The organism is Streptomyces sp. NPDC096013 (assembly GCF_044763565.1).
In the GTDB taxonomy this organism is placed as follows: Bacteria; Actinomycetota; Actinomycetes; order Streptomycetales; family Streptomycetaceae; genus Streptomyces.
Map to the genome: position 1 here is coordinate 389,651 of NZ_JBIWGK010000006.1, position 16,746 is coordinate 406,396.

The 16,746-nt window shown below is 72.3% G+C and carries 11 protein-coding genes, 1 tRNA gene and 1 pseudogene; 10 read left to right on the top strand and 3 right to left on the bottom strand.

All coding sequences use genetic code 11. The features are described 5' to 3' along the window. Positions 1–36 precede the first annotated feature (36 nt). Positions 37–123, top strand: a tRNA-Ser gene (locus ACIRB1_RS22595). A 75-nt stretch (positions 124–198) separates the two neighbouring features. Here ACIRB1_RS22595 and ACIRB1_RS22600 read toward each other — a convergent pair. Then, positions 199–1,074 (bottom strand): bifunctional DNA primase/polymerase, encoded by an 876-nt coding sequence (locus tag ACIRB1_RS22600; protein ID WP_403466720.1) that lies wholly within the window; start codon positions 1,072–1,074, stop codon positions 199–201. A gap of 357 nt (positions 1,075–1,431) precedes the next feature. Here ACIRB1_RS22600 and ACIRB1_RS22605 point away from each other — a divergent pair, with 357 nt between their 5' ends. The 8 genes and pseudogenes from ACIRB1_RS22605 to ACIRB1_RS22640 all read left to right on the top strand — a co-directional run bounded on the left by ACIRB1_RS22605 (position 1,432) and on the right by ACIRB1_RS22640 (position 10,205). Beyond that, complete coding sequence (locus ACIRB1_RS22605) at positions 1,432–1,743, top strand: hypothetical protein (RefSeq protein WP_033285529.1); 312 nt, start codon at positions 1,432–1,434, stop codon at positions 1,741–1,743. 252 nt (positions 1,744–1,995) lie between these two features. Continuing rightward, positions 1,996–3,279, top strand: coding sequence for an acyl-CoA dehydrogenase family protein (locus tag ACIRB1_RS22610; protein WP_403466721.1), 1,284 nt, complete (start codon positions 1,996–1,998; stop codon positions 3,277–3,279). A gap of 92 nt (positions 3,280–3,371) precedes the next feature. Further along, positions 3,372–4,325 (top strand): bifunctional MaoC family dehydratase N-terminal/OB-fold nucleic acid binding domain-containing protein, encoded by a 954-nt coding sequence (locus tag ACIRB1_RS22615; protein WP_403466837.1) that lies wholly within the window; start codon positions 3,372–3,374, stop codon positions 4,323–4,325. A gap of 1 nt (position 4,326) precedes the next feature. Further along, positions 4,327–5,535 (top strand): acyl-CoA dehydrogenase family protein, encoded by a 1,209-nt coding sequence (locus ACIRB1_RS22620; protein ID WP_403466722.1) that lies wholly within the window; start codon positions 4,327–4,329, stop codon positions 5,533–5,535. Positions 5,536–5,579: 44 nt separating this feature from the next. Then, complete coding sequence (locus ACIRB1_RS22625) at positions 5,580–6,017, top strand: MaoC family dehydratase (RefSeq protein WP_403466838.1); 438 nt, start codon at positions 5,580–5,582, stop codon at positions 6,015–6,017. Further along, a pseudogene (locus tag ACIRB1_RS22630) lies at positions 6,014–7,171 on the top strand (lipid-transfer protein); the annotation flags it as partial. The gene ACIRB1_RS22625 and the pseudogene ACIRB1_RS22630, both read left to right, overlap by 4 nt. A gap of 714 nt (positions 7,172–7,885) precedes the next feature. Next, complete coding sequence (locus tag ACIRB1_RS22635; RefSeq protein WP_403466839.1) at positions 7,886–8,389, top strand: SigE family RNA polymerase sigma factor; 504 nt, start codon at positions 7,886–7,888, stop codon at positions 8,387–8,389. Positions 8,390–8,528: 139 nt separating this feature from the next. Continuing rightward, positions 8,529–10,205 carry a long-chain fatty acid--CoA ligase gene (locus ACIRB1_RS22640; RefSeq protein WP_403466723.1) on the top strand — a complete coding sequence of 559 codons (1,677 nt, stop codon included), beginning with the start codon at positions 8,529–8,531 and terminating at the stop codon, positions 10,203–10,205. A gap of 88 nt (positions 10,206–10,293) precedes the next feature. On the opposite strand, the gene ACIRB1_RS22645 is transcribed toward ACIRB1_RS22640, so the two are convergent. Next, entirely contained in the window at positions 10,294–11,496 is a 1,203-nt protein-coding gene (locus ACIRB1_RS22645; RefSeq protein WP_403466724.1) for an MFS transporter, read from the bottom strand. 232 nt (positions 11,497–11,728) lie between these two features. Between ACIRB1_RS22645 and ACIRB1_RS22650 the strand changes: the two genes are divergently transcribed. Next, a complete protein-coding gene (locus ACIRB1_RS22650) occupies positions 11,729–12,307 on the top strand; it encodes a TetR family transcriptional regulator (RefSeq protein WP_403466725.1) in 579 nt (192 codons plus the stop codon). Between the two features lie 24 nt (positions 12,308–12,331). Here ACIRB1_RS22650 and ACIRB1_RS22655 read toward each other — a convergent pair whose 3' ends face one another. Beyond that, positions 12,332–16,714 carry a PAS domain-containing protein gene (locus ACIRB1_RS22655; RefSeq protein ID WP_403466726.1) on the bottom strand — a complete coding sequence of 1,461 codons (4,383 nt, stop codon included), beginning with the start codon at positions 16,712–16,714 and terminating at the stop codon, positions 12,332–12,334. Positions 16,715–16,746: the final 32 nt, after the last annotated feature.

Sequence of the window (16,746 nt, forward strand, 5' to 3'; positions counted from 1 at the left end):
TCTGTACCCGCTCCGTCCCTGGTGGGCGTGTGCGCAGGTGGGTTGCCCGAGCGGCCTAAGGGAACGGTCTTGAAAACCGTCGTCGCAGCGATGTGACCGTGGGTTCAAATCCCACACCCACCGCAGTGTTCGTAAGGGGCGTCCTCCCTTGAGGGCGCCCCTTACGCGTGTCTGCCCCCGCGTGCACCGGGGACCCGTCTACGGCCGATGCCGTGTCATCCGGGCCGCCGACGCGATCGTCGCCCGGGCCTCCCGTTCCGTCAGGCCTGTGGCTACGGCCGCGTCGACCAGGGGATCGACGAGCGCCGGGCCGATGTCGTTCTCGTAGGCGCGGCAGGCCGCCCAGAAGAGGCGGGTGTTGCGTTGGCCCTCGTGTGCCGCGAGGACGAACTGGACCAGGCCCTGGCCGTGCTGGCCGGTCGACGCCGGTGTGGGGTGGTGGGTGCTGCGGGGCGGGGGGAGCAGGAGGCGCAGGAGCGAGGGCGGGCAGGGCGCGGGGGCGAGGTGGGCGGTGGCCGGGGCGGCGCCGTAGAGGCCGTGGTCGGTGCGGGAGCCGGGGCCCACGAGGTAGCCGCCCGCGCCGCGGATGTCGATGCCGGGGGCGAGCCGGCCCGCGGAGTTCGGGACGACCACGTCGGGCGGGCCGCTGAGCCAGAGGTGACGGCCGCCGCTGGGGGTCAGTACGACGACGGTCTCGGGGATCGTGAACAGATGGCGCAGGGCCAGTTCGCGCAGCGCGGACGAGGAGTCCGTACCGGACTTGGTGTCGAGGTCGATGCCGATCAGGTGGTACGGCGGCAGTCCGCACGCGATGCCGTAGCCGGTGGCCCAGGGCGCGGCGGCGAACAGCTCGCGGATGCGTGCCGGGTCGGCCGAGGCGTCGTACACCCCGTGGCCCATGCGTCCGCAGGCGCCGTGGCAGACCGGGCCCGCCGGGTCGGGGTCGTCGCGGTGGGGGGAGCGCAGGGCCGGGAGCTTGGTGCGGGACAGGGGGATCACGGCCAGTCCGCGTTCGGCGGCTGACAGGGCGTGTGCGAGGGCCAGCGTCGTGGCCTGCCGGTCGGTGGTGGCCATGCCTCTATGTTCGTACGCATGTTCGAAAAAAGGAAGAGGGGGTGGCGGCGACTCGCCGGGCCGGGGGGAAAGGCCGGAAATCTGGCGGAACGCTTCGCCCCTTGGGGCGCTTGGGGCGAGCTGTCCGTACTGCACCGAACTGCGGCTTCGAGGCGACCAAGGGGGTTTATCGACTTGTCATCACGCTTCAGGGGGAATAACCCCTTCCGCTCTGGTTCGCCGGGGATTCGGTGGGCAACTCTGGTTCCGCGACGTCGTGCACCACACCGAGGCGGTCGGCCAACTGCCCTGGTAGAAGCCGTACTTCATGTGCGTTCGGCTACGAAGCCGGTACGTACCTTGTTCTGGAGGAACAACATGGCAAGCATCCGTACCGCCCGCGTCATCGCCGCCGTCTCCGCCCTCCCGCTGGCAGCCGCCCTCTTCACCGGCGTCGCGGCGGCGGACAACGGCGCCATCGCGGGCAACGGATCGAACGCGGGTGTGGCGACCGTCAGCGGGAGCGGGGTCGGGCACGACAACAAGGGCAACTCGTCCACCACACAGCAGCAGGCGGTCGGCTCCGGAGCCTCGAACCAGAGCAACACCGCCCAGGTCAACGGGTCCGCGTTCACCGCCATCAACCAGGGAAACTCGAACGTCGCCGTCAACTTCGCCAACTTCTGGTAGCCGCGCCCCACTTCCGCGCGGGGATGCGCGGGGGTGCGTGAGGGTGTGTGAGGTGTGCTCTCTGGGGTTGTGACGCGTCTGCGCGGTGGCACTTCGGTGCCGCCGCGCAGACGTTTTTCGTGCTCCACGCGCGCGTGCCCTCCGATGGGGCACCCGGGATGGGGCACCCGCGGGGAACGACCTTGACAGTCCACGGCATCTGACGGACAGTCAGAAACCCTCGTCCGTACGACGCCTCGGAGGTCCGCCGTCGTGCACCTCGCCCCCACCGAACGCCAGCGGCGACTGCGCGCCGAACTCCGCACGTACTTCTCCGCGTTGATGCCGGACGGACCACCCGGAGCCGAAGACCCCCAGGCCCAGCGGGCGTTGCTCCGCCGGATCGGCGCCGACGGCTGGCTCGGGCTCGGCTGGCCGGTCGAGTACGGCGGTCAAGGGCGGGGCGCGGACGAGCAGTTCGTGTTCTTCGACGAGGCCTACCGCGCGGGCGCGCCCGTGTCGATGGTCACCCTGAACACCGTCGGACCGACCCTCATGAAGTACGGCAGCGAGGAACAGAAGGCCGCGTTCCTGCCGGGCATCCTGCGTGGCGAACTCGTCTTCGCGATCGGCTACAGCGAACCATCGGCCGGCACCGATCTCGCGTCCCTGCGCACGCGCGCGGTACGGAGGCGGCGAACGGGGACGGAAACCGAGGGAGAGGCAGGTGGAGACGCGGATGGCGGCGCTGGTGGAGAGGGGGGTGGCGACGCTGGTGGAGATACGGATGTTGGCTCCGATGACTGGCTGATCGACGGGCAGAAGATCTTCACCTCCAACGCCCACAACGCCGACTGGATCTGGCTCGCCTGCCGCACCGACCCCGAGGCCCCCAAGCACCGCGGCATCTCGATCATCCTCGTCCCGACCGACGCCCCCGGCTTCTCGTGGACCCCGATCGAGACGGTCGGCGGGCAGCTCACGACGGCCACGTACTACGACGGGGTCCAGGTCCCCGCCGGCCACCTCGTCGGCGCGCAGAACGATGGCTGGTCCCTCATCACCAACCAGCTCAACCACGAGCGGGTCGCCCTCGCCGCGATCGGAATGCAGGCCGAGGAGTTCTACGCCGCCGTGCTCACCGCCGCCCGCACGCCCGATCCAGTGACGGGGCGGCGCCGGGCCGACGAGCCGTGGGTGCGGTCTCAGCTGGCCGAGGCACATGCCCGGCTGGCGGCGACGCGCCTGCTCAACTGGCGTCTGGTGGGCGATGTCGGAGCCGGCCGGCTGGCGCCCGGCGACGCGAGCGGCGTGAAAGTCGCGGGAACCGAATCGACGGTGGCGGTGTACCGCATATGTCAGCACATCGCCGGGACGGACAGGCCGACAGGGCTGGCGGGGCTGGTGCGTTCGGGCTCGCCGGGTGCCTTCGGCGACGGCGAGCTGGAGCGGTTGAACAGGGCGGCACAGATCAACACGTTCGGGGGCGGGGTGAGCGAAGTGCAGCGGGAGATCGTCGCGACGATGCGGCTCGGGATGACGAGGGGGCGGCGGTGACGGGTGAGGCGGGGGTGAGCGGAGATCTGGAGGCGGCGGCAAAGGGTGAGGTGGAGGTGAGCGGCGGCCCAGAGGCGGCCGTAAAAGGCGACTTGGGGGCGGGTGATGAGCTGGGGGCGCGGCTCAAGGCGTACGAGGGGCGGGCCGCGTCCGTCGCGGGCAAGGGGAAAGACCTCGTCAACGAACCGATGATCCGGCACTGGTGTGAGGCCATGGGCGACACCGACCCGGCGTACACGGGCCCGGACGCCATCGCCCCGCCCACCATGCTCCAGGCCTGGACGATGGGCGGCCTGTCCGGCCACACGGGACGGACGGGCGCCTACGACGAACTATTCGACCTGCTCGACGAGGCGGGCTGCACCTCCGTGGTCGCCACCGACTGCGAACAGGAGTACCTGCGCCCCCTGAAGCCGGGCGACGAGGTCGGCTTCGACACGGTGATCGAGTCGGTGTCGGACCGCAAGACGACGAAACTGGGCACCGGGTACTTCGTCACGACGCGCACGGACGTCCGGGTGGGCCAGGACCTCGTCGGCACCCACCGCTTCCGCATCCTCAAGTACGCCCCCGCCCGGCGGAAACGGAAACCGAAGGAACCCCGCGCGCGGCGCCCCCGGCCCGTCGTCAACCGGGACAACGCCGGCTTCTGGGAGGGCGTGCAGCACCACCGACTCCTCATCCAGCGCTGCACGGACTGCGCGACGCTGCGCCACCCCTGGCTGCCGGGCTGCAACGCCTGCGGCGGCCTGGACTGGGACACGGTCGAGGCGAGCGGCGAGGGCACGGTCTATTCGTACGTGGTGATGCACCACCCGCCGTTCCCCGCCTTCGACCCGCCCTACGCGGTCGGTCTGATCGAACTGGCCGAGGGGGTGCGGATCGTGAGCAACGTGGTGGGGGTGCCGTACGACAAGGTGCGCATCGGGCTGCCGGTGCGGCTCGAATTCCGGCGGTACGACGAGCCGGAGGGGGACGACGAGGGCGGCCCGCTGGTGCTCCCCGTCTTCCGGGTGCTGGCAGGCCGAGCGGGCGGGGTGGGCTGACATGGACTTCACGCCTACGGAGGAGCAGGCGGCGGCGCGTGATCTGGCGGCCCGGATCTTCGGCGACCTCGCGACATCGGAGCGGCTCGCGGCGGCCGGGACGGGGAGCGACCCCGAGCTGTGGAAGGCCCTGTGCGCGGCCGGACTGGTGGGCGCTGTAGCGGAGTTGGGGCTGCTGGGGCTCGTACTCCTCCTGGAGGAGCAGGGACGGACCACGGCCCAGGTGCCCTTCGCGTCGACCTGTGTGTACGGGCTGCTGGCGGTGGCGGCACATGGTTCGGCCGAGCAGCGGGCGCGGTTGTTGCCGGGGATCGGGGACGGGTCGGTGGTGGTGTGCGGGGCGGTTTCGGGGCAGGGGGGTGTGTGGGCGCGGCCGCCACGGGGGGCGGGTGACGGAGCTGAGGCTCAACGGTGCTTCACACAGGGGGAGTTGAGCGGGACGGTTCCTGTGGTGCCCTGGCTGCGGGATGCCACGCATGTGCTGGTTGCTGACGAGCGGCGGGAGTTGTGGCTCGCGCCGGTCACGGATGGCGTGGGGGTCGAGGCGGTCGAGCTGACGGCACCTTGGGCGGCGGGGCGGTTGACGCTGGACGGGGCGTCGGCGGAACGGCTCGGGGCGCCGGCGGAGCGGCTCGGGGCGGGGGGCGTCCACGTCGGCGCCGAAGCCGGGCAGCCCCACTCTCGCCCTCCAACTCCAACTTCGACTCCAACTCCGTCTCCCTATGCGGACGTTCTGGCCACCGCCCGTATCGCCTTCGCCGGGTTGCAGGCGGGGGTGGGGGCCGGGTCGCTCGCGCGGGCCGTGGCTCATGTGAATGCCCGGGAGCAGTTCGGACGTCCGTTGGCCACGCGGCAGGCGATTCAACTCCGGGCGGCCGACGCGTACATGGACATCGAGGCGATACGCGTGACGGCGTACGAGGCGGCCTGGCGGCGCGATGCGGGGTTGCCGTACGCCACGCATGCGCTGACCGCCGCCTGGTGGGCCTCCGAGGCGGGCCAGCGCGTCGTCCACACGGGTCAGCATCTGCACGGCGGGGCGGGGGCCGACCTGGACCATCCGGTGCATCGGCACTTTCTGTGGGGGCGGCAGTTGGACGCGTATCTGGGGGGCGGGGGCGAAGTGCTAGAGGAATTGGGGGAGTTGATCGTGAGCGAGGAGGCGGAGGCGGAGGAGGAAGAGAAGGAGCGGGAGGTGGGCGAGGGATGACAGCGGAAGGGAAGCCGGTGCGGTCCGTGAAGTCGGTGCGGTCCCTGAAACCGGGGGACGAACTGCCTCCGCTGGAGATCGAGATCACCCGGACCCTGATCGTGGCCGGTGCCATCGCGTCTCGTGACTACCAGGATGTGCACCACGACGCGGAGTTGGCCCGGCGGAAGGGCTCGCCCGACATCTTCATGAACATCCTGACGACGAACGGGCTGGTCGGCCGTTACATCACGGACCACTTCGGACCGGGGGCCACGCTCCGCAAGGTGGCGATACGGCTCGGGGCGCCCAACTACCCCGGCGACACGATGGTGTTGACCGGCAGGGTCGAGGAGATCGACGGCGACACGGCGACGGTCCGCGTGCTCGGGGCGAACGGCATCGGCAGCCATGTGACCGGCACGGTGACGGTGACCGTACCGACGGCATCGACGGCATCGACCGCACCTGTCGTACCCGATGTATCGGGGGAGGCCGGATGAGCGCGAGGACACGCGATGCCCTCGGTGGGCGGGCGGCGATCGTCGGGATCGGGGCGACGGAGTTCTCCAAGGACTCGGGGCGCAGCGAGCTGCGGCTGGCGGTGGAGGCGGTGCGGGCCGCGTTGGACGACGCGGGGCTGACGCCGGCGGACGTGGACGGGATGGTGACCTTCACGATGGACACCAATCCGGAGATCACCGTGGCCCAGGCGTGCGGGATCGGTGAGTTGTCGTTCTTCTCACGGGTGCACTACGGGGGTGGTGCGGCCTGCGCGACCGTGCAGCAGGCGGCGCTGGCGGTGGCCACGGGGGTCGCAGAGGTGGTGGTCTGCTACCGCGCCTTCAATGAGCGGTCGGGACGGAGATTCGGCTCCGGGGTCACGCACCGGGAGCCGTCGGCGGAGGGTGCGGCGCTCGGCTGGGCACTGCCGTTCGGGCTGCTGACACCGGCGTCGTGGGTGGCGATGGCGGCGCAGCGGTATCTGCACAGGTACGGGCTGACGCCGGAGGTGTTCGGGCGGGTGGCGGTGGTGGACCGGAAGTACGCGGCGACGAACCCGGCGGCGTACTTCCACGGCAGACCGATCACGCTCGCCGAGCACGCGGCCTCGCGGTGGATCGTGGAGCCGTTGCGGTTGCTGGACTGCTGCCAGGAGACGGACGGGGCCCAGGCGATCGTCGTCACGTCGGTGGAGCGGGCCCGCGACCTGCCGCGTCCGCCCGCGGTCATCGCGGCGGCGGCGCAGGGCGCGGGGCGGGCGCAGGAGCAGATGACCAGCTTCTACCGGGACGATCTGAGCGGCCTGCCGGAGATGGGCGTGGTCGCGCGGCAGCTGTGGCGGACGGCGGGGTGCGGGCCGGGGGAGATGGACGTGGCGATCCTGTACGACCACTTCACGCCGTTCGTGCTGATGCAGCTGGAGGAGTTCGGGTTCTGCGGGAGGGGGGAGGCGGCGGATTTCGTGGGCGAGGAGCGGTTGCCGATCAACACGCATGGGGGGCAGCTCGGGGAGGCGTACCTCCACGGCATGAACGGAATCGCGGAGGGCGTCCGCCAGATACGGGGCACCGCCGTGAACCGGATACCGGGGGCCGAGCGGGTTCTGGTGACCGCGGGGACAGGCGTGCCTACGTCGGGCCTGGTGCTCACGGCTCTTGCGGGGCCTACGGCACCGGGTGGCCTGGGGGCGGCTTCCGTTGTGCGGGGGCTGACCGAGGCCCCGGTCGACTCGGCGGGGGTTCGCGTCGGCGTTGCGGGGCCTGCGACTTTGACCGGCCTGGCGGCGGGTGCCGCCGGCCGCGCGCTGCCTGAGACCCCGGGTGCCTCGCCAGCGACTCCGGGCCACCTCGTGGCGCCTGCGACCCCGGTCGCCCTCACGACCCCGGCCGCCCTCCACCCCGCCCCCTGTCACGACCCCGCGGCCTCGATAACCCCCACCGCCCCGACCACCCTTACCGGCCCCGTCGCTCCCACGCCCCTTACTTCGGACGGGTGAGCCCCCAGGGGTAAACCCGCAGTAGCTGTCAGTCGCTCGTCCACCTTCAGGAGGTGGAGTCAGCCCCACCCCTACAACCTGAGGCGGAGTCCGCTTCGGGACCTGCGGGCGATCCGCGGGTGCGGGGGTCACTCATAGCGTGGAGCCATGACCACAGCAGTCTGCACCAGCGCGCCGAACGCCTCCGCAAGGGCCGCCGCAGGAGCCACCACCCGGCCTTCCGCCCGGCCCGCCCCGGGCCCGGCCGCAAGGCCTGCCACGCGGCCCGCCGCACAGGCCACGCAGACCCAGGCCCAGCCCGCCCAGGCCGCTCAGGCTTCCCAGGCCCAGGGACTCAAGCCTCACGCCGGGCGGGGTCAGGCTCAGGGGCAGATGCTCACGTACCCCTCGTTCGCGTCGTACATGAGGGCCAGGCAGCCGGTGCTGCTGCGCACCGCGCGGTCGCTGACGGCGAACCCGTCCGACGCGGAGGATCTCCTCCAGACGGCGCTGACCAAGACGTATGTCGCCTGGGAGCGGATCGAGGACCACCGGGCGCTGGACGGTTATGTGCGCCGGGCGCTGCTGAACACCCGGACCTCGCAGTGGCGCAAGCGCAAGGTCGACGAGTTCGCGTGCGACGAATTGCCCGAGCCGGAGACGGTCGGCGGCGCGGAGGACCCCGCCGAGCAGCAGGCGTTGCACGACGCGATGTGGCGGGCGATCGCGAAGTTGCCCGAGCGGCAGCGGGCGATGGTGGTCCTGAGGTATTACGAGGACCTCAGCGAGGTCCAGACGGCCGAGGTGCTCGGGGTGTCCGTGGGCACGGTGAAGTCGGCGGTGTCGCGTGCGCTGGGCAAGCTGCGCGAGGACCCGGAGCTGGGCGTGGTGCGGTAGAGGGCCCGAGCTTCCGAGCCACCGCCCCCACCCTCACGGCCTCCCCTCACCCGACGTGACGTGATCGATCACCCGGCCCTAGTGACATACCGTGCGGTATGTGCGCAGAATCAGCGCAACCCTTACTACCGCGTAGGCAATGTCGCCCCGGGAGGACGCCGTGCTGAGCACGATGCAGGACGTACCGCTGCTGATCTCCAGGATCCTGACCCACGGGTCCACGGTTCACGGAACATCGCAGGTGATCAGCTGGACCGGTGAGGGGGAGCCGGAGCGCCGTTCCTTCAAGGAGATCGGTGACCGGTCTGCTCAGCTGGCGCACGCCCTCCGGGAGGAGCTCGGGGTGGTGGACGGCGAGCGTACGGCGACGCTCATGTGGAACAACGCCGTCCATGTCGAGGCGTACTTCGCGATCCCCGCCATGGGCGCGGTGCTGCACACCCTCAACCTCCGTCTGCCGGCGGAGCAACTGGCATACATCGTCCGGCACGCGGCGGACCGGGTGATCATCGTCAACGGTTCGCTGATTCCGTTGCTCGCGCCCCTGCTGCCCCACCTCAAGACGGTCGAGCACGTCGTCGTGTCCGGCCCCGGTGACCGCACCCCCCTCGACGGCGCCCACGCGCGCGTGCACGAGTACGAGGACCTCATCGCCGGCAAGCCGACCACGTACGACTGGCCCGAGCTGGACGAACGCCAGGCCGCCGCGATGTGCTACACCTCCGGCACCACGGGCGACCCCAAGGGCGTGGTGTTCAGCCACCGTTCGATCTACCTGCACTCCATGCAGGTCAACATGACCCAGTCGATGGGGCTCACCGACCAGGACACCTCCCTGGTCGTCGTGCCCCAGTTCCACGTCAACGCCTGGGGGTTGCCGCACGCCACCTTCATGACCGGCGTGAACATGCTGATGCCGGACCGCTTCCTGCAACCCGCCCCGCTCGCCGAGATGATCGAGACCCAGCGCCCCACGCACGCGGCGGCCGTCCCCACCATCTGGCAGGGACTCCTCGGCGAACTGACCGCCCGGCCCCGCGACGTCTCCTCCCTCACCCAGGTCACCATCGGCGGTTCGGCCTGCCCGCCCGCGCTCATGGCGGCCTTCGACGAGCTCGGCATGCGGGTCTGTCACGCCTGGGGCATGACCGAGACGTCCCCGCTGGGCACGGTCTCGCGCCCGCCGGCCGAGGCGGTCGGCACCGAACGGGAGTGGGAGTACCGGCTGACGCAGGGCCGTTTCCCGGCGGGCGTCGAGGCCCGGCTCTCCGGCCCCGGCGGCGAACGGCTGCCCTGGGACGGCGAGTCGGCGGGTGAGCTGGAGGTACGCGGACCGTGGATCGCCGGCGCGTACTACAACGGCCCCGACGCCGAACCCCTGCGCCCCGCCGACAAGTTCAGCGAGGACGGCTGGCTGAAGACCGGTGACGTCGGCACCATCTCCCCCGACGGTTTCCTCACCCTCACCGACCGTGCCAAGGACGTCATCAAGTCCGGCGGCGAGTGGATCTCCTCCGTCGACCTGGAGAACGCCCTGATGTCCCACCCGGACGTCACCGAGGCCGCCGTGGTCGCCGTACCGGACGAGAAGTGGGGCGAGCGTCCGCTGGCGACCGTGGTCCTCCGCGAGGGTTCCACCGCCGACTTCGTCTCCCTGCGCGCCTTCCTCGCCGATGAGGGGAAGATCGCCAGGTGGCAGCTCCCCGAACGCTGGACGGTCATCGAGTCCGTCCCGAAGACCAGCGTCGGCAAGTTCGACAAGAAGGTGCTGCGCAGGCGGTATGCCGACGGTGACCTGGACGTCACCCAGCTCTGACCCCACACGTCCGCGTCATCGTCGTACGGCCTCCAAGCGGTCGTACGACGATGACGCGCACCCTCACACCCTCACCACGCCCAAGGCGTTACCCCCTCCGCGCACCCACGGCCGTGGCCCCCCACCCGATCACCAGCCACACTCCCGCGACCACGCACACCCCGCCCCAGCCCCAGTGACTGAAGGCCGGTCCCGCCAGCGCCGAGGCGATCGCGCCCCCGGCGAAGCCCGCGACGACATACGCCGTGTTGGCCGTCGCCGGGGTCGAGGTGGTGGTGAGGGCGAGGGTCTGGTTGGCGACGTGGGAGGCGACCAGGGCCGTGTGGATCACGATCGCGGCGACGAACAGGGCCCACAGGACGTGCCCGCCGAGCCAGAACAGCGGTACGGACACCGCCGCGAGCACATAAGCGGACCGTACGACCTTCCCCGCCCCGAACCGGTCGACGAACCCGCCCGCGAGCGGAGCCACCGCACTGGCCGCCAGCCCGAACAGGCCGAAGAGGCCGGCGGTCGCGGTCGAGAGGCCGTAGGAACCGCCCGTGAGCAGCAGGGCCAGGGTCGTCCACAGGGCGCTCCACGCGCCGAACATCCCCGCCTGGCGCAGGCACGCGCGCCACAGGTCGGGGGAGGTGCGGACCAGGCCGGGCAGGGCCGCGAGGCCGGCGAACAGGGGGCCGGAGCCGCGGCGCCTCTCGGACGGGAGGACGTACGCGGTGGCCAGGCCGAGGGCGAGGGTCAGGGCGGCCGAGCCGATGAAGACGACCCGCCAGCCGTAGGCCTGGCCGACCAGGCTGCCGACGACCCGCGCGGCCACGATGCCCGTGAACAGGCCCGCTATGACGGCCGCGACATGGCGGGCGCGGTGGTGCGCGGGGGCGCGTTCGGCGACCAGCGGGACGAGGAGCTGCGGTACGACGGTCGCCGCCGCGGCGATGAACACGGCGACCGCGAGGGCGGCCGTGCCGGGGGCCGCGGCACCGGCGAGCAGGGCCGCCGCGGTGGCGACGGAGAGCGCGGCGACCAGGGAGCGCCGGTTCACGCGGTCGCCCAGCGGGGCGAAGAAGAGGAGGCCGGTGGCGTAGCCGAACTGCGCGACCGACGCGATCCACGCCACGGCGGACGGGGTCGAGCCGAAGTCGTGCGCGATGAGGGGGAGCAGCGGGCCCGCGAGGTAGATGTTGGCGGCCGTCACGGCGGTACAGACGGCGATGAGGGCGAGGAAGAGGCGGTCGGCGGCGGTGGGGGCCGGCCTCTCGACCGACGTCTGCGGGATGGTTGCCGAGGACATGAGCGGTGGCACTCCTTCGGACCTGCGGGACGCGCGAGCCGCCCGCGGAGACTCCGGGAACGTCCACGAGGACGTCGGTCCCGTGCACGAGAACCCCGTGCACGCCCCTGAGAGACCCGGATCGGCTCTTGCAACTAACTGGTTGGTTGGCAGCTGGAACAGCATGCGGTGCCCCGGAATTCCCTGTCAACCAACCAGTTGGTTACAACCCACCGCCGAGTACCCTGGCCCCATGGGAGTCAGAGACCCCGAGGCCACCAAGGCCCGGATCTTCGAGGCGGCGGTCGCCGAGTTCGCCCGGCACGGCATCGCGGGCGCCCGCATCGACCGCATCGCCGCCGAGGCCAGGGCGAACAAGCAGCTGATCTACGCCTACTTCGGCAACAAGTCCGAGCTGTTCACCCAGGTCCTCGGCCGGTCCATGCTCGACCTCGCCGTCGCGCTCCCCGTCGACCCGGACGACATCGAGGGCTGGATCGACCGGCTCATGGACTATCACGCGGCCCACCCCGAACTCCTCCGCCTCCTCTTCTGGGAGGGCCTGGAGTACGGCACCGGCGAACTGCCCGACGAGGCCGAGCGCCAGCAGCACTACGCGCTCAAGGTCGCCGCGCTCCAGGACGGCCAGGACCGGGGTGTCGTGAGCGACGTGATCCCGGCCCGCGACCTCCTCTTCCTGCTGGTCGCGATGGCCAACTGGGGTGTCGTCGTACCGCAGATGCGCCGCGTCCTGGTGGGCGCGGACGACACGGACAGGGACCGGCTCCGCGAGTCCATCAAGGAGGCGGCACGGCGACTGATCGCCAAGTAGCCGCCACCTGAGGCGGGTTGACGGTCAGTTGGTCCCGATCCGCGCCAGCAGATCCACGATCCGCGACTGGACCTCCGTGCTCGTCGACCGCTCCGCGAGGAAGAGCACAGTCTCCCCCGAGGCGAGCCGAGGCAGATCGGCCTGGTCCACCGCGGCCGTGTACACGACGAGCGGGGTGCGGTTGAGCTGACCGTTCGCGCGCAGCCAGTCGACGATCCCGGCCCGCCGCTTGTGCACCTGGAGCAGATCCATCACGACGAGGTTCGGCCTCAACTGCCCGGCCAGCGTGACCGCGTCGGCGTCACTCGCGGCCCGGGCCACCTGCATCCCGCGCCGCTCCAGCGTCGCCGTCAGCGCCAGCGCGATCTCCGCGTGCTCCTCGATCAGCAGCACCCGCGGCGGATGCTGCTCGCTGTCCCGCGGCGCGAGCGCCTTCAGCAGAACGGCGGGATCGGCACCGTAGGCCGCCTCCCGCGTGGCCTGCCCGAGCCCGGCGGTCACCAGCACCGGCACCTCGGCCGCCACCGCGGCCTGCCGCAGCGACTGCAACGCCGTCCGCGTGATCGGCCCGGTCAACGGGTCCACGAACAGCGCCGCCGGGAACGCGGCGATCTGCGCGTCGACCTCCTCGCGCGAGTGCACGATGACGGGCCGGTACCCGCGGTCGCTCAGCGCCTGCGTGGTCGTCACGTCCGGCGCGGGCCACACGAGCAGCCGGCGCGGATTGTCGAGCGGCTCGGGGGGCAGCTCGTCGTCGAGCGGCTGCGGCCTGGGCGTGTCCGCGACCTCGACGGCCCCACCGGGACCGTCCAACGGCTCCGGCCCCTCGGCCGCGTTCTCGGCCGGTGCTCCTATGGCGTACGACCGTCCGGCGCCCTCGGTCATCTGCGCGAGCCGCGACTGCCCGGCCATGGACGGCTGCGCCTGCTCACCCTGCGGATGCGCCCGGCCGCCCTGCTCCCCCGCCCCACCGGCGGGTTCGGGCCGCGTCCCCAGCTTCCTTCGCCGCCCGCCGCCACCCGGCTGATGCGGCGGCGGAGTGGCGGTCGGCTGCTGCACCTGAGCCGCCTGCCGCGTGAACGGCACCCCCTGCCCCAGCGTCCGCACACTGATCGCCCGCCCCTGAGTGGAGTTGGGATCGATGGGCGCGACGGCTTCGGCAGGCAACGGCTGAGCGGCCCGCCCCTGCGCACCGACGGAAACGCCCGGAGCAGGAGTACCGGCGGCAGCAGGAGTATCCGGGTGCGCTTCCGCGTTCGGCGCTACGGCCGTCTCGGCGCCGTTCGCCACCGCGGCGGCCGGAGCCGCGCCGGGCGCACCGGGCGTGCCCGCACCCGGCGTCGGCTGTGCGGCCGGGAGCGACTGCGGTGGCACCGGCTCACCGGACTGCCCCCGCACCGGGGCGACTTGACCGGGAATGCCGTGCGGGGAGACGGGTTGTCCCTGAGCCGGAAGCCCCTGGGCGGGTACGGCCTGACCGGGAACACCCTGCGGCGGAATCGGCTGACCGGGCGCACCGGGGACCGCTTGCCCCGGGACTGCCTGACCCGGCATCCCCTGTGGAGCGACCGGCCGGCCCTGGATTCCCTGCGGCGCGACCGGCTGCCCGGGGTTGCCCTGAGCCGGGACGCCCTGACCGGGAACCGCCTCCGCCGGAAGCGGCAACGGCTGACCCGCCGGTGCCTGTCCCGGAGCGGCGGGATTCTGCGCGGGAGCGAGCTGCGTGGCGGCACCCGGCTGCCCGGCGACCGCCTGCCCGACTCCCCGCTGTACTGCGCCCTGTTGCCGGCCCGTACCGGCCTGCGCCGGAACCCCCTGCTGCCCCTGCCCGGCCGTACCCTGCGCCGGAACCACCGCACCGGGCTGCGCCGGGGCCGGGACCCCGGACTCCCCGACCTGCGCCTGCTGTTGAGGCTGCGGCTGGGCAACGGCCCGACGCCGCCGACCGGTCGGCGCACTTGCGGGATGCGGCTGAGGCGGAGTGTGATCGTCGCTCTGGTCGACCGGAACGGCTTCGTGCTGCCCGTCGGCACCGGGATGCCCACCGGGAACACCCCCGGGAACCTGCCCCGGCACGACCGGAACCCCCGGCGCCTGCGCAGCCGTGGCCGCCGGCACGTCCGGTGTCCGGTCGGCGTCGGCCGGCGGCAACGCGAACACGGTCCGCGCCCCCGCCTCCTGCGCGGCGGCCCGCTCGGCAGCGGCGGCCAGCGCCCGCCTGCGACGCCCGGTCGGCTGCCCGTCCTCGCCACCCGAGTCGCCCGAGCCGTCGGGGCCACCGGACGCATCGGCGGGACCGCCCGCGGGCAACGCGGCCGGCAGCGCCTGCCGTTCGCCGCCCACCGGCACGCCTCGTGGCGACACCGTGCCGCCCAGCCCCGTACCGGAGGCCGCGGTCCCGGCGGCATGTTCCGCCGCCGTCATCACCGCGCCCTCGGAGACACCCCCGGACCCGCTCTCATCACCGTCGGCCGCGCGCCCGCGCCGCCGCCCGGTACCGCCGGACGCACCCTCGCCGCCCGCCTCCACGGCAGCCGCCGACTCGTCGCCAGCGCGCCTCCTGCGCCGTCCGGTCGGCACCGCGGCCTCGCCGCCCCCGGAGGAGTCGTCGGGACCCGGCGCCTCGCTCTCCAGGAACGCGTCCACGGAGGACCGCCGGGCCCGGCGCCGGCCGCTGGTGCCGGACGCCTGCTCGGGCAGGGCGAGTTCGGCCCCGCCGGCCGCGGCCGGAGCGGCCACCGCGCCCGCCCCGCCACCGATCGGAACCTCCAGGACGTACGCGCTGCCGCTCATCCCGGGCACGTCGTGCGTCTGGAGCACCCCGCCGTGCGCCCGCACGATCCCGCGCACGATCGGCTCGTGCACCGGGTCTCCCCCGGCGTACGGCCCGCGCACCTCGATCCGTACGACCTCACCGCGCTGCGCCGCCGCCACGACGACCGTGTTGTCCATGTAACCGCCCGCCGAGACAGGCGAGTTGCCGGTCGCGTCGACGCCCGCGACATCCGCGACGAGATGCGCGAGCGCGGTCGCGAGCAGCGCCGGGTCGACCTCGGCCTCGATGGGCGGCGCGTGCACGGCGAACTGCACCCGCCCGGGCCCGATCAGCTCCACGGCCCCGTCGACACCGGCCGCGACCACCGCGTCCAGCATCACTTTCGTCCGGGCGAGCTGCCCGTCGCCGGTCTCCAGCCGCTGGTACCCGAGCACGTTGTCGATGAGCTGGGTGATGCGCGAGTAGCCGGCCGACAGATGATGGAGAACCTGGTTGGCCTCGGGCCACAGCTGCCCGGCGTCATCGGCGGCCAACGCGGCCAGTTCGCGGCGCAGTTCGTCGAGGGGGCCGCGCAACGACCGTCCGAGCAGCGTGAGGAGTTGGTCGTGCCGTCCGGCCAGTTCCTCGAAGCGGTCCTTCTCGCGCTCCCCGAGGGCGGCGTACCGCTCCTCGTTCGCCGCGAGTTCCTCCTCGTGCCGCTCCTGGAGCTCCTCCAGCTCGGTGATGTGCTTCTGGCGCAGCGAGGTCAGCTCGGAGGCGTGCTCCTCGTCGAGCCGCTCCAGCTCCTCGCGATGCAGCTTGTCGGCGGCCTCCTTCTCCTCGGCGAGCGAGTCGTAGGGCCGCCGGTCGGTGAACGTCATCACGGCGCCGACGAGTTGGTCGCCGTCGCGCACGGGCGCGGTGGTGAGGTCGACGGAGACCCGGTCCCCGTTCTTCGCGAACAGCACCTGCCCGCGCACCCGGTGCTTGCGCCCGGACCGCAGGGTGTCGGCGAGCGGCGACTCCGCGTACGGGAACGGCGACCCGTCCGCCCGCGAGTGCAGCACGAGGGTGTGCAGTTCCTTGCCGCCGAGATCGCTGGCCCGGTACCCGAGGATCTGCGCGGCGGCCGGATTGACGAGCACGACCCGCCCGTCGGTGTCCGTTCCCACCACGCCCTCGGCGGCGGCGCGCAGGATCATCTCGGTCTGCCGCTGGGAACGGGCCAGTTCGGCCTCGGTGTCCACGGTCCCGGAGAGGTCGCGCACGACGAGCATCAGGAGTTCGTCGGAGGTGTAGCCGTAGCCGTCGTAGGCCTGCTGGCCGTCCTCCAGGTTGGCGCTGGTGACCTCGACCGGGAACTCGGAGCCGTCGGTGCGGCGGGCGGTCATACGGGTGGGCTTGGTCCGGCCGCGCGGGTCCATCGAGTCGGGGCGGCGCATGGACCCGGGGATGAGCCGGGAGTCGAACTCCGGCAGCAGGTCCAGCAGTCCGCGCCCGACGAGCGCGGTGCCCGGTGCCTCGAAGGCCTCCAGCGCGATGGTGTTCGCGTTGACCACGGTTCCGTTGGCGTTGACCAGGACCAACGCGTCCGGGAGCGCGTCGAGTATGGCTGCGAGGCGAGCAGCGCCTCGGGATGGCCTGCTGCTCACGAGACGCTTCCTCCCTGTTACCGCACCTTGCC

Excerpts from the sequence above, each read along its gene's own strand:
- ACIRB1_RS22605 (WP_033285529.1), top strand. The coding sequence starts at position 1,432 with ATGGCAAGCATCCGTACCGCCCGCGTCATCGCCGCCGTCTCCGCCCTC.
- ACIRB1_RS22600 (WP_403466720.1), bottom strand. The coding sequence starts at position 1,074 with ATGGCCACCACCGACCGGCAGGCCACGACGCTGGCCCTCGCACACGCC.
- ACIRB1_RS22640 (WP_403466723.1), top strand. The coding sequence starts at position 8,529 with ATGTCGCCCCGGGAGGACGCCGTGCTGAGCACGATGCAGGACGTACCG.
- ACIRB1_RS22645 (WP_403466724.1), bottom strand. The coding sequence starts at position 11,496 with ATGTCCTCGGCAACCATCCCGCAGACGTCGGTCGAGAGGCCGGCCCCC.
- ACIRB1_RS22635 (WP_403466839.1), top strand. The coding sequence starts at position 7,886 with ATGCTCACGTACCCCTCGTTCGCGTCGTACATGAGGGCCAGGCAGCCG.
- ACIRB1_RS22650 (WP_403466725.1), top strand. The coding sequence starts at position 11,729 with ATGGGAGTCAGAGACCCCGAGGCCACCAAGGCCCGGATCTTCGAGGCG.
- ACIRB1_RS22620 (WP_403466722.1), top strand. The coding sequence starts at position 4,327 with ATGGACTTCACGCCTACGGAGGAGCAGGCGGCGGCGCGTGATCTGGCG.